Origin of the sequence: Burkholderia sp. Z1, assembly GCF_014893795.1 — a bacterium.
GTDB lineage: Bacteria > Pseudomonadota > Gammaproteobacteria > Burkholderiales > Burkholderiaceae > Burkholderia > Burkholderia theae.
On sequence record NZ_JACFYL010000001.1, the window covers coordinates 1,886,161 to 1,907,481 of the forward strand.

Below are 21,321 nucleotides of genomic sequence, written 5' to 3' on the forward strand. Positions count from 1 at the left end.
TCACGGATCCTGCGATGAAAAACTCTTTGTCCCTTTCTTTCCTGCGACGCGCGTCATGCGTGCTCGCGACCGCCAGCGCGCTGTTCGCGGGTGCCGCGCATGCGGCGATCGTGCCCGATCGCACGCGCGTGATCTTCAACGAAGGCGAACAGGCCGCGATCGTCACGATCACCAACAAGAGCACGACGTATCCGTATCTCGTGCAGTCGTGGCTCGAGGACGCGAAGGGCAACAAGATCACGTCGCCGCTGATGGTCGTGCCGCCGCTGCAGCGCGTCGAGGCGAACGAGCGCAACGTGCTGCGGATCGCGAAACTGCCCGGCACCGAACTGCCGGCCGATCGCGAATCGGTGTTCTACCTGAACATCCGCGAAGTGCCGCCGAAGACCGATACGCCGAATACGCTGCAGATCGCGCTGCATACGCAGATGAAGCTGTTCTACCGGCCGAAGGCCGCGCAGCCCGCGCGCGACGAAGACTGGACGCTGCCGATGACGCTGCGGGTGGACACGACCGCGCACAAGCTGGTGTTCGACAATCCGACGCCGTACCACGTGACGGTGGTCGACGTGAGCGCGGGCGCGCAGAAGACGCCGGTGCCGATCGAGCCGGTGATGGTGAGCCCGATGAGCACGGCCGACGTGCCGTTCAAGGCCGCGACGCCGTCGACGCTGTTCATCACGCATATCGACGATTACGGCGGCCAGGTGGCGGTCGAGTATGCGTGCGATGCGGGTGCCTGCAAGAGCGTGAAGAAATGAGCGGGGGAATGCGGCATCGGGAATCGCCGGCGGCATGGTTGCGCTGGATCGTGCTCGTATTGCTGGTCGCGGCTGTGCAGCCCGCATGGGCGCTGCGGTGCCTGACCAACAGCGGTGCAACGTCATTGACCGAGCCGATCGGCGGCGTTGCATCGTATCCGACCGACGCGCCGGACGGATACGTGATCTGGGTGTCGCCGGTGCGCACGACCTCGGGGTATTGCTACAAGGATCTGGGTGACGACGGCAGCCTGAAAGTCGTCGACAACATCTATTTCTACGCGAATCCGAATCGCACGAACCCTGCGTCGTGGGGGCTCGAGATCGGTATCCGCTACAAGGGCATCGACTATTTCGACAAGACCAGCAACCGCGGCGGCGGGGTGTTCACCGGTTATTCGGTGCCGCCATGCAGCAAGTATGACTTCGACCGCGGACGTTGCCAGCAGACGCGAATCAGCATCGACTATCAGGTCGTCGTGCGCAAGAAGGGCAACTGGGTTCAGCCGCCGAGCGATATCTACACGGTGTTCCAGTTCGATGGCGAGTTCGGGCTGAACGCGTACAACCCGAGCTTCCAGTATCGCCTGAGCGGCCTGCGCAACCTCAAGCCGACGCCGTGCTTCGTCGACGTGCTGGTCACGCCCGAACCGGGCATCGTCAATTTCGGACAGGTGCAGGCGGTCGGCAACGGCTTCATGCCGGCGGTGCCGCGCAAGCGGTTCTCGTTGTCGTTGACCAAGAAATGCAATGTCGCGGTACGCGTCGACGGGTATTTCGAAACGAGCTATCCGGTTCGGAATGGCTTGCTGGTGCCCGCGAAAGACAGCAATTTCGGTATCGGCATCGAGGACAGCCAGGGCAAGGCGATTCCGTTCAACGAACAGTTCAATCTGGCTCAGTTCCCGTCCAACGTGATGAACCAGAGCGTCTTGATGGACGCGGTGCTGAAGTCGTTCGGGCCGCCGAAGATCGGGCGATTCGATGCGACCGCAACGATCCGGCTGTTCATCTATTGAGCGAACCAGGGCCGGGCACCGTACGGTCAGTCGCGACAATGAAAAAAAGCGCCGGCATCCCGGCGCTTTTCCGCATCTGCTGCGTGATGCTCAACGCACCCAGCGGCACACCTTGTGATGGTGATGGTCGAAGTGGCACTCGCGGTGCTGATGCGCTTCGGCGATGGCCGGCACGAGCACGGCGGCAGCCAAAGCCGCGGCGGTCAGCGTTTTCAGTAGCGTTTTCATGTTGAAGTCCTTGTCGTTGAAGTGCGGATCACCGGAGCAGGAAGGGCATTACCACTGCGGCCGTTGATCGTCGCGCCGGTCGTCCCGATGGTCGTCCCGGCGATCGTCATTCCCGCGCTGATGCTGCGCTTCCCAGTCGCGGCGCTCCCAGTAGCGATTGCCGTCCCAGTAACGATCGCCATGCCAGCCGATCGTGACTTGAGCCGGACCGGCAGGGTAGGCAACGCATCCGGTCAGCATCACGCTCGATAGCGCGCCAACCATGACAGCGGATAACACGATGGATTTCATGGTTTTCTCCCTTGGAAACAGCAGCTAGATCGTACGAGCCCCCTAAATTTCACGTGGTAAGAAGTTGCTACCGCCCATGACAAGTGCAGGCGCTTCGTCAGGCACGTGAAAGATCGGGTCGACGATGCGCAAGCCGGTCACGCCGTTCGGGATTGCCGATGACCGCGCACCGCGGCCGATGGCGGGTGTCCCATCCGCCCGCGCAGCGATTCCGTCAATTATTCAGACAAATCCTGACAACTGAAAGGGCCATTCGGTAATCGGATTGAGAATGATTTGCGTTTACGTTAAATTGCGCTATCTCGGAATTTGACGGAGCAGATCGATGGCCATGGCGGAAGTGCTCGACCGACCGGCGGCGGCAACGGCGAACCCGTTCCTCGGCAGTTATCCGGACCTGCCGCCGCGCGCCGCGCCGCGTGCGCGCCGTGCCGCGGAGCCCCGCGTGCAGGGTGCGCTGCTCGACGTGCTGATCTCGCATCGCGCGATGCTGGTGAATGTCGCGCGCGGCTTCGTCGGTTGCGCGAGCCGTGCCGAGGACGTCGTGCACGATGTTTTCGTGAAGCTCGTCGAATTCCCGAACCAGGACGCGGTGCGCCAGCCGGTCGCGTATGTGACGCGGATGGTGCGCAATGCGTCGATCGACGCGTGCCGCCGGCAAAGTCTCGAAAACGTCTATCACACGGAAGAGGACGACGGCTACGACGTGCCGTCGTCCGAGCCGACGCCGGAAGCCGCGCTGATGACGCGCGATACGCTGAAGCGCGTATGGGCCGCGCTCGACGACCTGCCGGCACGCAGCCGCGCGGCCTTCGAGATGGTGCGGCTGCGCGAGGAAACGCTGCAGACCGCGGCGCGCGCGCTGAACGTGTCGCAGACGCTCGTGCATTTCATGGTGCGCGACGCGGAGCGCCATTGCGCGGAATGCCTCGACGCGTGCCATCGCGGCGTCGCGTGCCCGGTGTTCCTCGGCGGCCGCGCGCGGCGGCGGTAAAAAAACGCGCCGGCCAATCGTCTATCAGACAGAGGCGGCCGAATTCGCCGCTTCGCCTCCTTCAACCGTCTCCCGCTTTTTTCCGATCATGACGCAAGCCACGACGCCTTCCGCCGACACCGACGATCTCGTCTATACGGTCGTCATCAACGACGAAGAACAGTATTCGATCTGGCCGACGTTCCGGCCCGTGCCGGCCGGCTGGCGCGAGGTCGGCGTGAGCGGCCCGAAGGCCGACTGTCTCGCGCACATCGAGACCGTCTGGACCGACATGCGCCCCGCAAGCCTGCGCCGTGCGATGGACGGCGAGCGCGCGCCGCGCGTGTCGTGAACCGCTGCGCCGCGATCCGGCGCGCCACCTGAAGAGGACGTTGCATGACCCTGCTTTCGTTGCCGACGCTCGACGATCTGCGTATCGAGCCGGGGCTGCCCACCGTCGTGTCGCCGCGTGGTAGCGACGGCATGTCGATCGACGAAGTCGCGCCGCTGGCGCGCGAGATCGCGGCCGACACGCTCGAACGCGCGGGCGGCGTACTGTTTACGGGCTTTCACGTGCCGTCGATCGACGCGTTCCAGCAGTTCGCGGCGTCGTTCGGCGATCCACTGATCGGCTATGAATACGCGTCGACGCCGCGCAGCCAGGTCGAAGGCGCCGTCTACACGTCGACCGAATACCCGCCGCACCGCGCGATTCCGCTGCACAACGAGCAGTCGTATACGCGCGAATGGCCGCTGCGGATCTGGTTCCACTGCGCGCTCGCGGCGCCGAAGGGTGGCGCGACACCGATCGCTGACAGCCGTGCGGTCTACCGCGCGCTCGATCCGGCGCTCATCGCGCGCTTCGAGCGGCGCGAGCTGCTGTACGTGCGCAATTTCGGGCAGGGGCTCGACCTGCCGTGGCAGCAGTCGTTCGGCACCGACGAGCCGGCCGAGGTCGAGCGGATGTGCGCGGCGCGCGGCATCGAATGCGCATGGCGCACCGACGACGACGGCGAACTGCTGCTGCGCACCCGCGAACGCTGCCAGGCCGTCGCGCGCCATCCGCGCACCGGCGATCGCGTGTGGTTCAACCAGGCCAACCTGTTCCATCTGTCCGCGCTCGACGACGACATGCAGGAAGCGCTCGTCGACGCGGTCGGGCTCGAGAACGTGCCGCGTAACGTGTACTACGGCGACGGCGAGCCGCTCGAGGCCGATGCGCTCGCGCAAATCCGTGGCGTGCTCGACCAGCAGCGCATCGTGTTTCCGTGGCGCACGGGGGACGTGCTGATGCTCGACAACATGCTGACCGCGCATGCGCGCGACCCGTTCGAAGGGCCGCGCAAGGTGGTCGTCGCGATGGCGCAGAGTTACACGGTCCCGCGCGCGACCGACCGGAGGACCGATGACGCGTAGTACCGCCGCGCTTGCCGCGCGGGGGCTGACGGTAGGTTATCGCGACCATGTCGTGATCGACGGATTGGATCTGTCGATCGCGGCCGGCCGCGTAACCGCGCTGTGCGGCCCGAACGGCTGCGGCAAGAGCACGCTGCTGCGCACGCTCGCGGGCCTGCAGCCCGCGCGTGCCGGCCATGTGGAAGTTGATGGCAAGCCCCTTGCGTCGTTTCGCCGTCGCGCGCTCGCGCGCGAGCTGACGATGCTCGCGCAGTTCAACCAGATTCCGTCGGGCCTCACGGTGCGCGAACTCGTCGCGTACGGGCGCTATGCGTATGGCGGCTTCCTGCGCGGCCTGTCGCGCGCCGACCATGCGGCGATCGACGAGGCGCTCGAGACGAGCGGCCTCGCCGATGACGCGGGCCGCGACGTCGGCGCGCTGTCGGGCGGCGAGCGCCAGCGCGCGTGGATCGCGATGGCGCTCGCGCAGCAGGCGCCGATCGTGCTGCTCGACGAACCGACGACCTATCTCGACATCCATCACCAGCTCGACATCCTCGATGCGCTGCGTGCGCTGAACCGCGCGCGCGGGCTGACGATCGTCTGGGTACTGCACGACCTGAACCAGGCGGCCGCGTACAGCGACGAGATCGTGCTGATGCGCGTGGGCCGCCTCGTTGCGCAGGGCTCGCCCGACGCAATGCTCGAACCGGCGCGACTGCGCGCGGCGTTCGGCGTCGATATGCTGAAGCTCGCGCATCCGCAGACGGGCGCGCCGATGTGCGTGCCGGCCTACGGGCCGTCGAGCACCGCCACGCCGCATGCGGCCGGCGTCTACGACCGGGATCTCGCCGTATGACGACGTTCGCGATGCGCAAGCGCCTCGCGGCGACGGGGAAGGGCGCGGCCACCGGCCGGGCCGGTGCGATCGCGATCGGCCTCGTCGTGCTGATCGCGGGTCTCGCGGCGTTGCGCGTCGCACCCGATTTACGCGTGTGGTGGGACGCGGCGCCCGGCAGCGATGGTGCCGCGCTCGCGCACGTCTTCCTGTTCGATCTCAACTTGCCGCGTGTCGCGGCCGCGCTCGTCGCGGGCGGCTGTCTTGGCATCGCCGGCGCGCTGTTCCAGTCGCTCACGCGCAATCCGCTCGCGTCCCCCGACCTGCTCGGCGTGACGGGTGGTGCGCAGCTCGGCCTGCTCGCGGCGATGCTCGTGCCGGCGCTGGCGGGCGTCGCGTCGGTGCCGCTGCTGTTCGTCTGCGGGCTGGCCGCCGCCGCATGCGCGATCGTCGCGGCCGGCGGCTGGCGCGCGACGCCGTTGCGCCTCGTGCTCGCGGGCAGCGTCTGCATGCTGCTGTTCGCCGCGCTGTCGACGCTCGTGCTTGCGTTCTTCGAGCAGAACATCGCGGGCGCCGCGCTGTGGACCAACGGCAGCCTTTACCAGCCGGGCGCGACGGGCCTCGCGCTCGCGATGCGCTGGCTCGTCGTGCCGCTGCTTGCATTGCCGTTCGTGATCCGGCCGCTGAATCCGCTCACGCTCGGCGACGATGCGGCGGCCGCGGCCGGCGTGCGTGTCGATGCGACGCGGCTTGCCGCGACGATCGTCGCGGTTGCGTTCACGAGCGTGGCCGTCAGTATCGCGGGCCCGCTGTCGTATGTCGGGCTCGTCGCGCCGAACCTGCTGCGCCAGGTGCGCGGCGCACGTGTGGCGCGTCTCGGCGTGATGGTGCCGCTGTCGGCGCTCGCCGGTGGCGCACTCGTGCTCGTCACCGACAGCGCCGTGCTCGCGTCGGGCCTCGACGCGACGCTGTCGACCGGCGTCGCGATCGCGCTGGTCGGCACGCCGTTGATGCTCGCGATGATTCGGCGTGGTGCCGCGTGGTCGGGCGTGCTGCACGCGGACGCCGAGCGCGTGGCGGGCGGCGGATCGACGCGGTTCGTCGGCTGGCTCGAACAGCTCGGCTGGCCATTGCGTACGGTGCTGTTCGTCGTGGTCGGTGTGCTCGCGGTGTGGGGCGGCGTGTCGGCCGGCCCCGAATGGCTATCGCCCGCACGCTGGCTCGCCGCGCTGTCCGGTCACGATGCGCTCGCGCGGATGCTGATCGACCTGCGCATGCCGCGCCTGCTGTGTGCGCTCCTCGCGGGCGCGCTGCTGGCGGTCAGCGGCGTCGCGATGCAGAGCGTCGTGCGCAATCCGCTCGCGGGCCCCGAAGTGCTCGGCGTCACGCAGGGCGCGGGGCTCGTCACGCTGTTCGCGCTGTCGACCTGGCCGCTGATGGGCCATGTCACGCTTGCGGCGGCCGCGCTGATCGGCGGCGGTCTGTCGCTCGCGATCACGCTCGCGCTGAATCACCGGCATCGTTATGCGCCGCTCGCGGTGGCGCTCACGGGCATCGCGATCGGCGCGCTATGGACGACGCTCGCGCAATGGTTGATCACGCAGCAAAGCGTGCAGCCCGCGCGCTTCGTCGTGTGGCTCGTCGGCGGCACCTATGGCCGCAGCTGGGGCGAGGTGTCGATGCTGCTGCCGTGGTGCGTGCTCGCGGTGCCCGTGTTCGCGTGGCTCGCGCGACCGCTCGACATGCTCGCGCTCGGCGACGACCAGGCGGCCGCGCTCGGCCTGCCGGTGGCCGCGCTGCGGCCGCTCGCGCTGACGATCGCGACGCTCGCCGCGTGCGCGGCCGTCGCGGCGGTCGGGCCGGTCGGCTTCATCGGATTGATGGCGCCGCACGTCGCGACGCTGCTCGGCGCGCGCCGGCATCGCACGCGGCTGTGGCTCGCGGCCGCGTGCGGCGCGCTGATTCTCGGCGTCGCGGATCTCGCGGCCCGTACGGTCGTCGCGCCGCGCGAAGTGCCGGCCGGCGTGCTGACCGCGTTGATCGGCGCGCCGTATCTGCTCGGATTGCTGATCCTCGAGGGGCGCCGCGCCCGGCGCGCGGGGCGATGACGCCGTTGCCCGACGGCGCGCGCGCCACGCGTTTCTCGGCGTTCGCGCCTGAACCGTTTGCCGATCATCTCGACGTCGTCTGGCTCGGCATGCCCGACGACGCGCACATGCCGGGCCGGATCGTCGTGCCCGTCAGCGAGTTGCCCGAGCACCGTGACGCGGTGCTCGACGCGATGGTCCGCCATTACGGCGGCGATCCGGCGCAGCATGCGCGCGCGCTGATATCGCAATGGAGCAAATACTATTTCGGCCGGGCGGCGCCCGCTGGCGTCGTCGCCGCGCTGACGCTCGGCCGGCCGCTCGACATGACGCCCGAGCGCACCTTCGTCGCGCTCGACGACGGGATGCCTGCCGCGCTGTATTTCGCGGCGGACGCGCTCGGCGCGCCGTGCGACGACCCTGCGCCGCGCTATGCGGGGCTCATCGCGCATCTCGGCGCGGTGATCGACCTGCTCGCGGCGATGGGGCGCGTCACGCCGCGCGTGCTGTGGAGCAACGCAGGCAACCTGCTCGACTATCTGCTCAACACTTGCCGTTCGCTGCCATGCGCGGCCGATCCCGTGCACGACGCGGACTGGCTGTTCGGCTCGACGTGCAACGGCTGCGAACCGAATCCGCTGCGCGTGCCGGTGCGCGATGCCGTGCCGCGCTCGTCGCTGCTGCCGACGCCGTTTCGCGCGCGCCGTGTGTGCTGCCTGCGCTACGAAATTCCTGGAGAAACGCAACTGTGTGGAAGCTGCCCCCTGCTATTGACGATGGACGACGCGGCGCTGGCCGAGCAGGACGCGATCCGGTGACACACGCCGGACGCCGGCATGCGCTTGGTGCACTCGCCGCGCTCGGCGCCGCGTGCTGCGGCGCGTTTTCCGCAACGGCTGCTGCAGTGACTGCTGCCAACGACGCAAGCGGTGCGCAGGCCTTGCGTGCCGTGTCGCTCGCCGGCAATCCCGTCGTGTCGCAGGCGAGCAAAACGATGCCGGTGCGGCCGCAGCGCGTGGTCGCGCTCGACTTCATGTTCGCGGAAAGCGTGATCGCGCTCGACATCGTGCCGGTCGGGATGGCCGATACCGCGTTTTATCCGGGCTGGCTCGGCTACGAGAGCGACCGGCTCGCGCATGTGACCGATATCGGCTCGCGGCAGGAGCCAGGGCTTGAAGCGATCGCGGCGGTCAAGCCCGATCTGATCATCGGCGTCGGCTTCCGGCATGCGCCGATTTTCGACGCGCTCGACCGGATCGCGCCGACCATCCTGTTCCAGTTCAGCCCGAATGTTTCCGAGGACGGCGTGCCGGTCACGCAGCTCGACTGGATGCGGCAGATCTTCCGGACGATCGGTACGGTCACGGGGCGCGACGCGCGTGCGCAGGCGGTCGATGCGCAACTCGATGCGGGGATCGCGCGCAATGCGGCGCGCCTCGCGGCCGCGGGCCGAAAGGGCGAGCGCATCGCGCTGCTGCAGGATCTCGGCTTGCCCGACCGTTACTGGGCCTATACGGGCAACAGCACGTCGGCGGGTCTCGCGCGTGCGCTCGGGCTCGATCCATGGCCGAAGAAGCCGACGCGGGAAGGCACGCTGTACGTGACGTCGGCCGACCTGCTCAGGCAGCGCGACCTGGCCGTACTGTTCGTGACCGCGTCGGGGATGGACGTGCCGCTGTCGGCGAAGCTCGATTCGCCGGTGTGGCGCTTCGTGCCCGCGCTGCGCGACCGCCGGATCGCACTGATCGAACGCAATATCTGGGGGTTCGGCGGGCCGATGTCGGCGCTGAAGCTGGCCGATGTGATGACCGATACGATGCTGAAACTGCCGGCCGTGCGTTGAGCACGTGAACGTGTGTCGGCGGAGCATGCCGCTTTGACGGGCAGGGCGTTGTCGCTGGTTTGATGGCGGGCGTCCTCGGCGTTTCCGCTCGGCCGCTCGGCCGCTCATCCGCAACATGCCATTCCGAAATGCACATCGCCGACACGCTGCGGTTGCCGCGCGTCGGCGATTCATTGATGGACGGCTTACGCACTCAGCGCATCGGCGCCGTCCCGCGCATGCGAACGCGCAGGCATCGTGTCGCTGACGATGCGTCCGTTGTCGAGCTTCAGCAGCCGGTCCGCGAGATCGAAATAACGATCGTCGTGCGTGATCACGATCACGGCCTTGCCGCGCGCGCGCAGCTCGGGCAGCAATTGCTCGTAGAACACGGCCTTGAACGACGGATCCTGGTCGGCCGCCCATTCGTCGAACAGGTAGAACGGCCGGTCCTCCAGATACGCGACGACGAGCGCGAGCCGCTTGCGCTGCCCGGTCGACAGCGCGCGGGTCGAGAACGCGCCGTCGACCACTTTCACCTTGTGGTCGAGCGCGAGCTTCGCGACGAGCGCGTTCGCACGTGCATCGGCCTGCGCGCGGGCCGGATCGTCGGGGTCGACGATGCCGAGCAGCGCATCGAACAGGTGGAAATCGTTGAATACCGCGCTGAAGCGCTGCCGGTACGCGGCGCGCTCGCGCCAGCCGATCGGCCGGCCGTCGACCTCGATCGTGCCTTCCTCGGGCTCGTAGAGCCCCGTCAGCACCTTCGCGAGCGTCGTCTTGCCGCTGCCGTTGCCGCCGACGATGAACACGAGCTCGCCCGGCTTGATCGTCAGGTCGACCGGCCCGATGCTGAACATGCGTTCGTCGCGTTCGTGGAAATACGCGTGCGTGACGCCGCGCAGCGTGACGGCGCCGGCCGTCGGCACATCGGGCGCGTCCGCCGCGGGCGGCACCGTGCGCAGCGCGCCGAATTCGGCCATCACGCCTTCGATCCGCGTGAGCGACACGCGCGCCGCGTTGACGGTCGGCAGGTTGTTCAGCAGGCCGTCGAGCGGCACGAGCATGAACAGGAACACGACGACGTAGCCGGCCGCCGCGCCCGCATCGGCATGCACGCCGAGCTGCGGCCAGAACGACGCGACGCCGAGGAACACGTAGAACAGGAAGATGATCCAGCCGACCCCGACCGCGTACGCGCTGAACGCACGGCGGCGGTGGTCGCGCACTTCACCGATCGCGGCGCCGAGCTGGCCGTCGACGAACTGGCGTGCGCGCGCATCGTGCAGCTTCAGTTCCTTCGCGCCGGAAAACAGCGAGCCGAGATAACCGAACAGGCGGTCCTGCGCCTTGCCTGCCGCCTCGAGCGACGCGATCGCGCGACGGTCGCCGGTGTGGTAACCGAGCGAGCCCGCGATGATCGCGGCCAGCGCGAGCACGCACACGGGCCACGACAGCCACGCGAGGTAGCCCAGGCAGCCGAACACGATCGAGCCGTGCATGACCAGGTTCGGCAGCGCGAAGAACAGCATCGACACGTTGGTTGCATCGTCGGTCAGCACCGACTGGACGGGCGCCGCGCCGATCCGCTCGATGTCGCGCAGTTCGGCGGCGCCGACGCGCCGCGCGAGATGCACGCGCAGCCGCGCCATCGTGTCCTGCGACAGGCGGGCGAACAGCGTGCCCGACACGATCCGTGTGACGAGCGCGATCACCGCGCACAGCGCGAAGCGCCATGCGAGCGACGCATCGGCCGCGCCGGGTGTCGCGAGCGCGCGGTTCAGCGTCGCGACGAGCAGCACGCTCGCGACGCCGTTCAGCACGCACGCGGCGAGCGCAAGCGCGAGCGACGCGCGGCTTTCGCGCAACAGCGCGAGGATCAGGCGGGCCGCGGGGCGGGCGGGAGAGGCGTCGAGGGACGGCGGGGAAGAAGGCTCGTGGGCAGCAGTCATCGGCAACGTCGGTAGAGGGAAGGCAAGTGAATACGCGGAAACGGCAAAACGGAGGCGAAAGCGTCGGACGGGGCGGGTCTGGATCCGGCTTTCCTCCCTGATAGACGAATGGGCCGCGCAAATATTTAACGGCGCCTGCAAAAAAGGTGGCCGCACGTACTTTGAGCGCAAAACGGTAAAAAATCGGCCGCGCCGTTCGTCACACCAGTGAAGCCGCCCCAAGCGGCCCCGAGACTTGGCCGTAGCGGCCGGACCGAAGGACTTCACGCACATGACGAGTTTCCCGACTGCGCTGCATCACCGAATCCGCGAACTGGCGCGCGTCGCGCCCGACGCACCCGCAATCGCGGCACCTTTCCAGAATGATTTGCGCCTGTCGCGCGGCGCGCTCGATGCGCGTGCGTCGCGGCTGGCCCGGCAACTGCGCGCGGCCGGCGTCGGCGCTGAAGTGCGGGTCGGCGTCTGCGTCGAACGCTCGTGCGAGCTGTTCGTCGCGTTGCTGGCCGTGCTGAAGGCGGGCGGCGTGTTCGTGCCGCTCGATCCGCGCCATCCGGCCGCGCGCCTCGACTGGATCGTCCAGGATGCCAAGCTGCGGCACGGCATCGTCGACGAAGCGGGCCGGGCGGCGCTCGGCGCGCCGTTCGAACACGCATTCGACGCGGCAGCCGAAGCGGCGGGCGGGCAGGACCTCGCCGCCGACGACGAGGATGTGCCCGTGCACCCGCGTGCGGCCGCATACATGATCTATACGTCGGGCTCGACCGGCACGCCGAAGGCGGTCGTCGTCGAGCACGGGCCGCTCGCCGCGCACTGCGACGCGCTCGCGGCCGCGCTGCCGATCGAGGCCGGCGACCGTCTGCTGCATTTCGCGTCGGTCAATTTCGACGCCGCCCATGAATGCTGGCTCGCGCCGCTCGCGGTCGGCGCCAGCATCGCGATTGCACCGCCGCAGCCGTTCGCGCCGGACGCCGCGCATGCGCTGATGATGAGCGAGTCGGTCAACGTCGCCGCATTTCCGCCCGCATACCTGCGCGAATTCGCGGCCGTCGCCGCGCGCGAAGGCGTGCCGCCGGCACTGCGCGTGCTTGCCTTTGGCGGCGAAGCGCTGCCGCAGCAGGCATTCGAATTCGTGCGCCGCACGTTCCCGTCGGTACGCCTGATCAACGGTTACGGGCCGACCGAAGCCGTGATCTCGCCGATGCTGTGGCCGGTCGAGCCGGGCGAAACACCCGTGCTGGCCGCCAACGACGCGTATGCGTCGCTGCCGATCGGTCGCGTGATCGGCCCGCGCGTCGCGCGCATCGACGGCGACGCCGCCGGTGATACGGCCGAAGGGGGCGAACTGCTGCTTGGCGGCGTCTGCGTCGCGCGCGGCTATCACGGCCGCCCGGCACTGACCGCCGAACGTTTCATTCCCGATCCGGACGGCGAGCCGGGTGCGCGCGTCTACCGCACGGGCGACCTTGCACGCATGCGCGACGATGGCGCATTCGACTACCTCGGGCGCCTCGACGATCAGGTCCAGGTGCGCGGCGTACGCGTGGAGCCTGCTGAAATCGCCGCGTGCCTGCGCTCGCATCCGGCCGTGGCCGATGCGGCCGTGGTCGCCGAAACCGGCAATGGGCCGACGCGGCTGATCGCGTGCGTTGCACTGCGTGCGGCGGCCGACGATGCGGCGCTGAAGGCGCACGTGGCCGCGCAACTGCCGGCGGCATGGCAACCGCACCGGTTCGTGCGCTGCGCTGCGCTGCCGTATACGCTGAACGGCAAGATCGACCGTGCCGCGCTGCGCGAGCGGATTGCCGCCGCGCGCGACACGACGCACGGTGCCGGTGACGCGCCGCGCACGCCGACCGAACAACAGCTCGCCGGCCTCTGGCAGACGCTGCTCGGCCTCGACGCGACGCCGTCGCGCGACGACCATTTCTTCGCGCTGGGCGCCGATTCGCTCGCCGCGATGCAGTTGCAGGCCGCGATCCGTGCCGCCTGGCGCGTGAACCTGCGGCTCGACACGCTGTTCGCCGATCCGGCGCTCGCCGAACTGGCCGGGACGGTCGATCGCGCGGAACGCGAGACCGGCGAGCCGCTGGCCGCCATTTCCGCACGCCGCACGACGATCGATGCGGCTGCATCGGGCGTGCCCCATGTCGACCGTGCGGCGTCGCTCGCACAGCAACGTTTCTGGGTGCTTGCGCAAACGCGTGACGCGAGCGCCGCATATCACATCGCCGCGCACTGGACCATCGACGGCACGCTCGATCGCGACGCGCTGCAGCGCGCGCTCGATCACGTGATCGGACGGCACGAAGCGTGGCGCACGACGCTCGTCGACAACGACGATGGCGTCGTGATGCAGCGGATCCATGCGCATCTGCCGGTATCGATCGCCGCGATCGACCTGCGCGACCAGTCGCCGGCCGCGCGCGACGCGCAAGCCGCGCGTCTCGCGGAGCGCGATGCGGCCGAACCGTTCGACCTCGCGCAAGGCCCGCTGCTGCGCGCGACACTCGTGGCGCTCGCCGATGATCGTCATCGCCTGCTGCTGACCGCGCATCACGCGATCACCGACGGCTGGAGCTCGCGCTGCGCGTTCGACGAATTGTCGGCTGCCTACCGCGCGTATGCCGAAGGCCGCGAACCGTCGTTGCCCGATCTGCCGATCCAGTACGCCGATTACGCGGACTGGCAGCGCGACATGCTGGCGGGCGGCGAGGGCGAGCGTCAGCTCGATTACTGGCGCGGCGCATTGCGCGACGTGCCGGGCCCGCTCGCTCTGCCGGTCGATCGGCAGCCGGGCGCCGCACGCACGCTGCAGGGCGCGCGCGTATCGGTGCGCCTGCCTGACGCGGTCGCGGCCGACGTGCGGCAACTCGCACGCGACGCGCAGGCCACCGTGTTCACGGTGCTGCTGGCCGCGCTCGACGCATGGCTGTCGCGTCTGACCGGCGCAACGGATGTCGTCGTCGCGGTGCCGGTCGCGCATCGCCAACGCCCTGAAACGCGTGCGTTGCTCGGTCTCTTCCTGAATACGGTCGCGCTGCGCGTGCATGTGGCGCCGACGCTGCCGTTTCGCGCGCTGGTCGATGCGGCACGCACGGCGGCACTCGACGCGGTTGCGCACCAGGACGTGCCGTTCGAGCGTGTCGTCGACGCGGTGAAGCCGCCGGTCAAGCGCGGCGACGAATGGCTGCGCGTGAAATTCGCGCAGCAGTTCGACGCGCGGCACGACAGCGTGCTGCCGGGCGCAACGGCGGTTGCAACGCCGGGGCCCGATCTCGCCGCGCGTTTCGATTTCGCGCTGGATTTCACCGACGACGCGAACGGGATCGAACTGGTCGCGGCTTATGCGACCGACTGCATCGACACGGATACCGCGCGCGCCTGGCTCGACAGCTATGCGGCGCTCGTCGGCGCGGCCGCGCACGATCCGCAACGCACGACGGCCGCGCTGCCGTGCGACGCGTCGGCTGCCTCGCGCCAGCCGCGCGACGGCCGTGCGCTGAAGGTCGAGCATGCCGACATCGTCGCCGCATTCGCGCGGCAGGCGGCCGCGTACCCGCATCGTGTCGCGCTTGCCGATGCGTCGGCGTCGCTGACGTTCGCCGAACTCGACGACGCGTCGAACCGCATCGCACGCGCGCTGATCCAGCGTGGTGCCGCCGCCGAAGCGCCGGTCGTCGTCTGCATCGAACGATCGGCCCGCTTCGTCGTCGGCCTGCTCGGCGCGCTGAAGGCCGGTGCGCTCGCCGTATTGCTCGATCCCGCGCAACCGTCCGCCCGGCTCGCCGCGGCGGCAGCCGACTGCGGCGCGCGCTGGGCGCTCGTCGCGGATACGGCCGCGTGGCCGGCCGGCATCGACGCGCAGCCGCTCGACGTCGATGCGCTCGCACAGGACGCGACGCTCGCCCATGCGGCCGGCGTGCGCGTCGCACCCCATCCGGAACAGGGCGCGTACCTGATCTATACGTCGGGTTCGACCGGCGCGCCGAAGGGCGTCGTCGTATCGCACGGCGCGCTGGCCGACTACGTGCAGGGGATGCTCGACGAACTCGCATTCGCACCGGACGCGTCGTTCGCGATGGTGTCGACCGTGGCGGCCGACCTCGGCCACACGACGCTGTTCGGCGCGCTGTGCGCGGGCCGCACGCTGCACCTGCTGCCGGCCGCGTGCGCATTCGATCCCGACCTGTTCGCGCACGAGATGCGCCGCCGCGACGTCGGCGTGCTGAAGATCGTGCCGAGCCACCTGCAGGCGCTGCTCGACGCACGCGTGCCGGCTGACGTGCTGCCGCGCCACGCGCTCGTGACGGGCGGCGAAACGCTCACATGGGCGCTCGTCGCGCGCCTGGCCGCGCTCGCGCCGGCCTGCCGCGTGATCAACCATTACGGGCCGACCGAAGCGACGGTCGGTGCGATCGCATGCGACACGGCGTCGATTGCCGCCGACGCGCGCGATTCCGCGAGCGGTGTGCCGCTCGGCCTGCCGCTGCCGAATGCGCGCGCGCTCGTGCTCGACGCGTTCGGCGCGTGCGTGCCGGCCGGCGCGACGGGCGAACTGTACCTGGGCGGGCCGGGCGTCGCGCGCGGCTACCTCGGCCGCCCGGCGCAGACCGCCGAACGCTTCGTGCCCGATCCGTACACGCCCGGCGCGCGGCTGTATCGCACGGGCGACCGCGTGTGCTTGCGCGCGGACGGCCGGATCGCTTTCCTTGGCCGCATCGACGACCAGGTGAAGATTCGCGGCTACCGCGTCGAACCGGGCGAGGTGAGTGCGGCCGTGCGCGCGGCCGGCCCGGTCGCGCAAGCCGAAACGCTCGCGATCGAGCACGACGGCCGCCTGCGGCTCGCGGCGTTCGTCGTGATGCGCGATGGCACGGCATTCGACGAAGCCGCGATGCGCGCGGCGCTCGCCGCGAAGCTGCCCGACTATATGGTGCCCGCGCAGTTCGTCGCGCTCGCGCGCCTGCCGGTGACCGCGAACGGCAAGATCGATCGCGCGGCGCTGCGCGAACTGGCGGCCGCGCCGGTCGCAAGCGCGTCCGGCGACGCGCCGCAGGGCGCGGTCGAAACCGTGCTCGCCGAAGTCTGGCAGGCCGTGCTGAAAGCCCCGCAGGTCGGCCGCGACGACAACTTCTTCGAACTCGGTGGCGACTCGATCCTCGTGCTGCAGGTGATCGCCCGTGCACGCAAGCGCGGCGTGCGTTTCACGCCGAAGCAGCTGTTCGACGGCCCGACGGTTGCCGAACTCGCGCGCATCGCGAAGACCGAGGACGTGAGTGCTGCTGCACAGCCTGCAATCGCCACGGCGACCGCAGCGGCGGCGCCGGCGGCCGCGCCGATCCTGACGCCCGCGCAACAGCGCTTCTTCGCGCTCGACGTCCCGCATCGTGGCCACTGGAACCAGTCGGTCGCGTTCGACGTGCGCGGGCCGTTCGACGCGGATGCATTCGCGCGGGCATTCGATGCGGTACTGACGCATCACGATGCCTTCCGCCAGCGCTTCGCGCGCGGCGCGGACGGCACGTGGCACGCCAGCGATGCCGCGAAGCCTTATGACGCACTGCCGTTCGTCGACGTCGCCGCACGCGACGAAGCTGACGCGCTCGCGCGCTTCGACGCGTTGCAGCGCCGTCTGGACCTCGGCCGCGGGCCGCTCGCCTGCGCCTGCGCAGCACGGCTGCCGGACGGTTCGACGCAGCTTTATCTCGCGATTCACCATGCGATCGTCGACGGCGTATCGTGGCGCATCCTGCTCGACGACCTGGACACGGCCTACCGCGCCGCGTGCGATCGCACGCCGGTCCGGCTGTCGCAGCCGGGCCTGCGCGCGGACGCATGGGCCGCACGGCTCGCACGCGCCGCGACGGAACCGGCGTCGCCGTTCGCAGCCGAGGCCGCGTACTGGGCCGGCATGGCGCAGGGCGACGACATCGTGCCCGATCATCCCGACGCCGCGGCAACGAATGCCGATGCGGCCGTCGTCGTGCAGACGATCGACGCGGCATTGACCCGCGCGGCGTTGACCGACGCGCACGCGGCCTACCGCACGCAGACGATCGAACTGCTGGGCGCGGCCCTTGCGCTGACGCTGGCCGGCGCACGCGGCGCCGCATCGTGCCGTGTCGAACTGGAAGGGCACGGCCGCGAGGCGCTGTTCGACGACGCGGATGCCAGCCGCACGATCGGCTGGCTGACGAGCCATTACCCGGTGACGCTGCCGGTCGCGGCAACGGCGCGCGACACGCTGTGCGCGGTCAAGGACGCGCTGCGCGCGGTGCCGCACAAGGGGCTCGGCTTCGGCGTGCTCGCGCATTACGGCGATGCGGCGACGCGCGCGGCGCTGGCCGCCGTGCCGCGCCCGCGCGTCACGTTCAACTACCTGGGCCAGTTCGATGCGCCGCGCGACGCGACGCTCGTGCCGCGCTTCGGCGGCACCGGCGTCGAACGCGACCCACAGGGGCCGCTCGGCAATACGCTCGCGATCCACGCATACCTCGATACGGACCGCGACGGCGCACGCACGCTGAAAATGCACTGGGTCTATGGCGCGCCGCAGTTCGAACGCGCGACGATCGACGCGTTCGCCGAACGCTTCGCGGCCGCGCTGCGCGAGCTCGTCGAAGCCTGCGCATCGCGGGTCGCGCATCGCGGCGGCGGTGCGACGCCGGGTGATTTTCCGCTCGCGCAGGCCGCCGGCCTCACGCAGGCCGCGATCGAACGCACGCCGCTCGACTGGCGCGCGATCGACGACGTGTATCCGCTGTCGCCGATGCAGCAGGGCATCCTGTTCCACGCGCTGTTCGCGCCCGGTCACGCGAGCTATGTGAACCAGCTCGTCGCGACCGCGACCGCGCTGGACGCAGACCGGCTCGCGGCCGCGTTCGATGCATCCGTCGCGCGCCACGACATCCTGCGCACGAGCGTGATGCCGGACGAAGCCGCGCCGCTGCAGTGCGTGCATCGCCATGCGCGGATGCCGGTCGAACAGCTCGACTGGCGTGCGCGCGGCGACACGCTCGACGCCGATTTCGATGCATGGCTCGCGGCTGACCGCACGCGCGGTTTCGACTGGCGCGAGCCGCCGCTGATGCGGCTCACGCTGATCCGCGTGACGGACGACGCATGGCGCGTCGTGTGGACGCGTCACCACGTGCTGCTCGACGGCTGGAGCACCGCGCGCCTGCTCGCGGACGTGCTGCGCGACTATCGCGACCCGGACGCCGTGTCGCCGTTCGCCAGCCGCCCGGCGCTGCGTTATCGCGACTTCATCGCATGGCTCGGCACGCGCGACCGCGATGCCGACGAGCGTTTCTGGACCGAACGCCTCGCACGGCTCGACGCGCCGACGCTGATCGCGGAACGCGCGGCCGATCGCGCGGACGCCGAAATGGTCACGTGGCGCGCGACGCTCGACGCGGAAACGATGACGCGCGTCGCGCAGACGGCGCGCGCACTGAAGCTGACCGTCAACACGCTGGTGCAGGGCGCCTGGGCGCTCGCGCTGCAGCGGATGACGCACCAGCCGGCCGTCGCATTCGGCGCGACGGTCGCGGGCCGCCCCGATGCGCTCGCGGATGTCGACACGGTGCTTGGTCTCTTCATCAACACGCTGCCGGTAATCACGGCGCCCGCGCCGCAGCAGCGCGCGGCCGACTGGCTGCAGGCCTTGCAGCGCGACAACGCGGCCGCCGCCGAGCATGCGCACACGCCGCTCGCCGACATCCAGCGCTGGGCGCGCGGCGCCGGCGGTGCACTGTTCGACACGCTGGTCGTGTTCGAGAACTACCCGGTCGACGACACGGCGCGTGACGCCGATCCGCGCTCGCTCGCGTTGAGCGGCGTGCGCAGCATCGAAGCCACCGATTTCGCGCTGACGCTCGTGATCGAAAGCGGCGCCGAGCTGACGATCGACTACGGCTACGACACCGCGCGCGTCGATGCGCGGCAGGTCGAGACCTGGCACCGCGCGTTCGCCTGCGCGCTCGACGCACTGGCCCGCACGCCGGACGCATTGCTCGGCACGCTGTCGATCGCCGACGACGCGACACGCGCCGCACTGGCGCTGGCGCAGGACACCGCGCGTGCATGGCCGGATGCGCAACGGCAGCCGCTGCACCTGCAGTTCGCCGCCGCGGCACAGGCGATGCCGGACGCGATCGCGCTCGAATACGCGGATGTTCACGGCGGCGTGCATCGCGCGACCTATCGCGAACTCGATGCCGGCACGTCGTGCATCGCGGCCGCGCTGCGCCGGCGCGGCGTGCGGCCCGACACGCCGGTCGCACTGTGCGTCGAGCGCTCGTTCGACATGGTCATGGCGCTCGTCGGCGTGCTGAAGGCCGGCGCGGCGTACCTGCCGGTCGATCCCGACTATCCGGCCGAGCGCATTGCGTACCTGCTGCGCGACGCGCGGCCGGCCGTTGCGATCACGCAGGCCCACCTGCGCGAGCAGGTCGAGGCCGCGCTGGGCGACGGCGCCGCGACGCAGTTGCTGACGGTGGCGGACCTGCTGGCCGATGAAGCAGCCGACGCATCCGCCGACACGACCGCCGAGGTCGACGACGCGCAGCTCGCCTACCTGATCTACACGTCGGGTTCGACCGGCAAACCGAAGGGCGCCGGCAACACGCACGGCGCGCTCGCGAACCGGATCGCGTGGATGCAGCACGCATACCGGCTGACGCGCGACGACGTCGTGCTGCACAAGACGCCGTTCGGCTTCGACGTATCGGTATGGGAATTCGTGTGGCCACTGGCGATCGGCTCGAAGCTCGCGATCGCCGCGCCCGGCGACCATCGCGATCCGGCGCGCCTGGCGGCCGCGATCCACGCGCACGGCGTGACGGTGCTGCATTTCGTGCCGTCGATGCTCGCCGCGTTCGCCGCTTATCTCGACGATTTCTCTGCCGCCGCGCAATGCGACAGCGTGCGCCTGATCGTCGCGAGCGGCGAGGCGCTCGCGCCCGAACTCGTCGCGAAGATGGCACGGCTGCTGCCGAACGCGACGCTCGTGAACCTGTACGGGCCGACCGAAGCCGCGATCGACGTGTCGCACTGGACCTGCGGCCCCGACGACGCGAACGCGGTCGCGGTGCCGATCGGCCATCCGATCGCGAACCTGCAACTGCACGTGCTCGATGCCGCATGGCAACCGGTGCCGGCCGGCGCGACCGGCGAGCTGTACCTCGCGGGCGCGGGCCTGGCGCGCGGTTATCTCGGCCGTCCGGCGCTGACCGCCGATCGCTTCGTGCCCGATCCGTTCGTGCCGGGCGGGCGCATGTACCGTACCGGCGACCTCGCGCGGCGCCGCGCCGACGGCGCGCTCGACTATCTCGGCCGCGTCGACACGCAGGTGAAGCTGCGCGGCCAGCGGATCGAACCGGGCGAGGTCGAGGCATTGCTGCGCGCGGCGCCCGGCGTGAACGATGCGGTCGTGATCGTGCGCGACGAGCAGCTGATCGGTTATGTCGCACGCGGCGACGCGGGTCCGCTCGACCGCGCGGCGCTGCTCGACGCGTTGCGCGCGCAACTGCCGGCCTACATGGTGCCGTCGCAGCTGATCGAACTCGACGCGCTGCCTGTCACGCCGAACGGCAAGTGCGACCGCCATGCGTTGCCGGCGCCGGTGCGCGAAGTGGCCGAAGCCGTCGAACTTGCGACCGACACCGAGCGTGCGCTTGCGGAGATCTGGCAGCGCGTGCTGCACGTGGATGCGATCGGCCGCGACGGCGATTTCTTCCTGCTCGGCGGCCATTCGCTGCTCGCGACGCAGGCCCACGCGCAGGCGAACCTGCATTGGGGGCTCGCACTGCCGCTGCGCACGCTGTTCGACACGCGCACGCTCGCGCGCTGCGCGGAAGCGATCGATGCGGCCTGCGCGGCGCGCGGCGCGACCGATGCGGCGAGTGCGATCGACGCGCTGCTCGGCGAACTGGAAACCCAATAAGGACGACGG

Annotated in this window: 13 protein-coding genes; 10 read left to right on the plus strand and 3 right to left on the minus strand. The window is 69.9% G+C overall.

Annotated elements, in window-relative coordinates; all coding sequences use genetic code 11:
- The first annotated feature begins 14 nt into the window (after positions 1–14).
- Positions 15–761, plus strand: a complete 747-nt coding sequence (locus H3H55_RS08725) for a molecular chaperone (protein WP_193098316.1) — start codon at positions 15–17, stop codon at positions 759–761.
- On the plus strand, positions 758–1,780 hold the full coding sequence (locus tag H3H55_RS08730; protein WP_048243765.1) for a fimbrial protein: 1,023 nt from the start codon (positions 758–760) through the stop codon (positions 1,778–1,780). The genes H3H55_RS08725 and H3H55_RS08730 overlap by 4 nt, the downstream gene beginning before the upstream one ends.
- 90 nt (positions 1,781–1,870) lie before the next feature.
- Here the strand turns inward: H3H55_RS08730 and H3H55_RS08735 are convergent, their stop codons facing one another.
- On the minus strand, positions 1,871–2,008 hold the full coding sequence (locus H3H55_RS08735) for an HHHH-motif protein (protein ID WP_193098317.1): 138 nt from the start codon (positions 2,006–2,008) through the stop codon (positions 1,871–1,873).
- A gap of 48 nt (positions 2,009–2,056) precedes the next feature.
- Positions 2,057–2,299 carry a hypothetical protein gene (locus H3H55_RS08740; protein WP_193098318.1) on the minus strand — a complete coding sequence of 81 codons (243 nt, stop codon included), beginning with the start codon at positions 2,297–2,299 and terminating at the stop codon, positions 2,057–2,059.
- A 325-nt stretch (positions 2,300–2,624) separates the two neighbouring features.
- Between H3H55_RS08740 and H3H55_RS08745 the strand changes: the two genes are divergently transcribed.
- The 7 genes from H3H55_RS08745 to H3H55_RS08775 all read left to right on the plus strand — a co-directional run bounded on the left by H3H55_RS08745 (position 2,625) and on the right by H3H55_RS08775 (position 9,435).
- On the plus strand, positions 2,625–3,293 hold the full coding sequence (locus H3H55_RS08745) for an RNA polymerase factor sigma-70 (protein WP_129514521.1): 669 nt from the start codon (positions 2,625–2,627) through the stop codon (positions 3,291–3,293).
- A gap of 88 nt (positions 3,294–3,381) precedes the next feature.
- On the plus strand, positions 3,382–3,624 hold the full coding sequence (locus H3H55_RS08750) for an MbtH family protein (protein WP_193098319.1): 243 nt from the start codon (positions 3,382–3,384) through the stop codon (positions 3,622–3,624).
- A gap of 44 nt (positions 3,625–3,668) precedes the next feature.
- Entirely contained in the window at positions 3,669–4,688 is a 1,020-nt protein-coding gene (locus H3H55_RS08755; RefSeq protein WP_129514523.1) for a TauD/TfdA family dioxygenase, read from the plus strand.
- Positions 4,678–5,526, plus strand: coding sequence for an ABC transporter ATP-binding protein (locus H3H55_RS08760; protein ID WP_193098320.1), 849 nt, complete (start codon positions 4,678–4,680; stop codon positions 5,524–5,526). Before H3H55_RS08755 ends, H3H55_RS08760 begins: the two co-directional genes overlap by 11 nt.
- On the plus strand, positions 5,523–7,613 hold the full coding sequence (fhuB, locus tag H3H55_RS08765) for a Fe(3+)-hydroxamate ABC transporter permease FhuB (protein ID WP_193098321.1): 2,091 nt from the start codon (positions 5,523–5,525) through the stop codon (positions 7,611–7,613). Before H3H55_RS08760 ends, fhuB begins: the two co-directional genes overlap by 4 nt.
- On the plus strand, positions 7,610–8,410 hold the full coding sequence (gene fhuF / locus H3H55_RS08770; RefSeq protein ID WP_193098322.1) for a siderophore-iron reductase FhuF: 801 nt from the start codon (positions 7,610–7,612) through the stop codon (positions 8,408–8,410). Before fhuB ends, fhuF begins: the two co-directional genes overlap by 4 nt.
- Entirely contained in the window at positions 8,407–9,435 is a 1,029-nt protein-coding gene (locus tag H3H55_RS08775) for an ABC transporter substrate-binding protein (RefSeq protein WP_193098323.1), read from the plus strand. Before fhuF ends, H3H55_RS08775 begins: the two co-directional genes overlap by 4 nt.
- Before the next feature lie 185 nt (positions 9,436–9,620).
- On the opposite strand, the gene H3H55_RS08780 is transcribed toward H3H55_RS08775, so the two are convergent.
- Entirely contained in the window at positions 9,621–11,366 is a 1,746-nt protein-coding gene (locus H3H55_RS08780) for a cyclic peptide export ABC transporter (protein ID WP_193098324.1), read from the minus strand.
- Positions 11,367–11,637: 271 nt separating this feature from the next.
- Between H3H55_RS08780 and H3H55_RS08785 the strand changes: the two genes are divergently transcribed.
- On the plus strand, positions 11,638–21,312 hold the full coding sequence (locus tag H3H55_RS08785; protein ID WP_193098325.1) for a non-ribosomal peptide synthetase: 9,675 nt from the start codon (positions 11,638–11,640) through the stop codon (positions 21,310–21,312).
- Positions 21,313–21,321: the final 9 nt, after the last annotated feature.